The organism is Candidatus Binatia bacterium, assembly GCA_036504975.1.
GTDB lineage: Bacteria > Desulfobacterota > Binatia > UBA9968 > UBA9968 > JAJPJQ01.
The window spans coordinates 1-1,626 of record DASXUF010000033.1 but is presented as its reverse complement, the minus strand read 5'-3'; the positions used below and the strand labels follow the sequence as shown (position 1 = coordinate 1,626).

Genomic DNA, 1,626 nt, shown 5'->3' with positions numbered 1-1,626 from the left:
CGCGGGTCGCGCTCGACGCCGAGGTCGGCGAGGATTTTTTCCTCCGGACCGAGAAAGCCCATCGCCAGCAGCACGAGATCGGCGGGGAAGACTTTCTCCGTGCCGGAGACGTTCTTGGGAACAAAAGCGCCGTTGTTCTTTGTCCACTCGACCGCGACCGCGTGAAGCTCTTTGACATGACCGTCGCCGTTGCCGACGAGCTTTTGCGGCGACATCAGGTAGCTTCGCGGGTCGTCGCCGAAGCGGGCTTTCGCCTCCTTCTGACCGTAGTCCAGAAGATATATCTTCGGCCATTCCGGCCACGGATTGTCCGGCTGGCGCGTGTCCGGCGGACGCGGCAGGATTTCGAGCTGGACGAGGCTCTTACATCCATGGCGCATCGCCGTGCCGACGCAGTCCGTCCCGGTGTCGCCGCCGCCGACGACGATGACGTGCTTGTCCTTGGCCGAGATGTAGTTGCCGTCCTTGTGCTCGGAATCGAGCAGCGACTTGGTGTTGGCGTGGAGAAACTCCATGGCGAAGAGAACGCCTTTGAGATCCCGGCCCGGCACCGGCAGGTCGCGCGGCTTGGTGGCGCCCATGCAGAGCACGATCGCGTCGAACTCCTCTTGAAGCTTCTTCGCGGGAAGGTCCACGCCGACGGCCGTGTTGGTGACAAACTTGACGCCCTCTTCGGCCATCAAATCGACGCGCCGCTGGACGATAGATTTCTCGAGCTTCATGTTGGGAATGCCGTACATGAGTAGGCCGCCGATGCGGTCGTCGCGCTCATAGACCGTGACCCAATGGCCGGCGTGGTTCAGTTGCGCGGCGCAGGCGAGACCCGCCGGCCCCGAGCCGACCACGGCGACTTTTTTTCCCGTGCGCTTCTCCGGCGGCTCGGCCATAACCCAGCCCTGGGCGAAGCCGTTGTCGATGATCGCGCACTCGATCGTCTTGATCGTGACCGGCAGCTCGTTGATGCCGAGCACGCACGAGCCTTCGCACGGCGCGGGACAAACCCGGCCGGTGAATTCGGGAAAATTATTGGTCTTGTGAAGCCGCTCCAGCGCCTCCTTCCACAAGCCGCGATAGACGAGATCGTTCCATTCGGGAATGAGGTTATTGACCGGACACCCGGACGCCATGCCGCTGATCAGCGTTCCCGTGTGGCAAAACGGAATGCCGCAGTCCATGCAGCGCGCGCCCTGCGCCTGGAGCTTCGCTTCCGAGAAATGGTCGTGAAACTCCCGCCAGTCGCTCACCCGCTCCAAGGGAGAACGATCCGTCGGCAACTCGCGCTCAATCTCCATGAATCCGGTAGGCTTTCCCATCTCTTCCCTTGGCGGCGGCCGATAAAGGCCCATCTAGTGCGTTGCACTTCGGATTGTTCGCTCGACGTACTGGTAAAGTACGCCTCCGCTCACAATCCTCGCGCGCCTTCTAGCTGGACCTTTCTCGACCGCCTTAACTTATTTGATCAGAGCAGACGCAAACGCTCGGTCTAATTTCCACTCACCCTAGCAGCATCATTTTTATTAGCTTCAAAAGCGGCCATGACCGCCTCATCCCCCACTAGGCCTTGGCTTTCCGCCTGGCGCAGCGCTTCGAGCATGCGCCGGTAGTCCTGCGGCATGACCTTGACGA

General features: G+C 61.4%; 1 protein-coding gene. It reads right to left on the bottom strand.

Annotation, left to right across the window (positions count from 1 at the left end):
* Nucleotides 1–1,313: glutamate synthase subunit beta (locus tag VGL70_04945; GenBank protein HEY3302869.1), on the bottom strand; the 1,313-nt coding region annotated here is incomplete at its 3' end.
* Nucleotides 1,314–1,626: the final 313 nt, after the last annotated feature.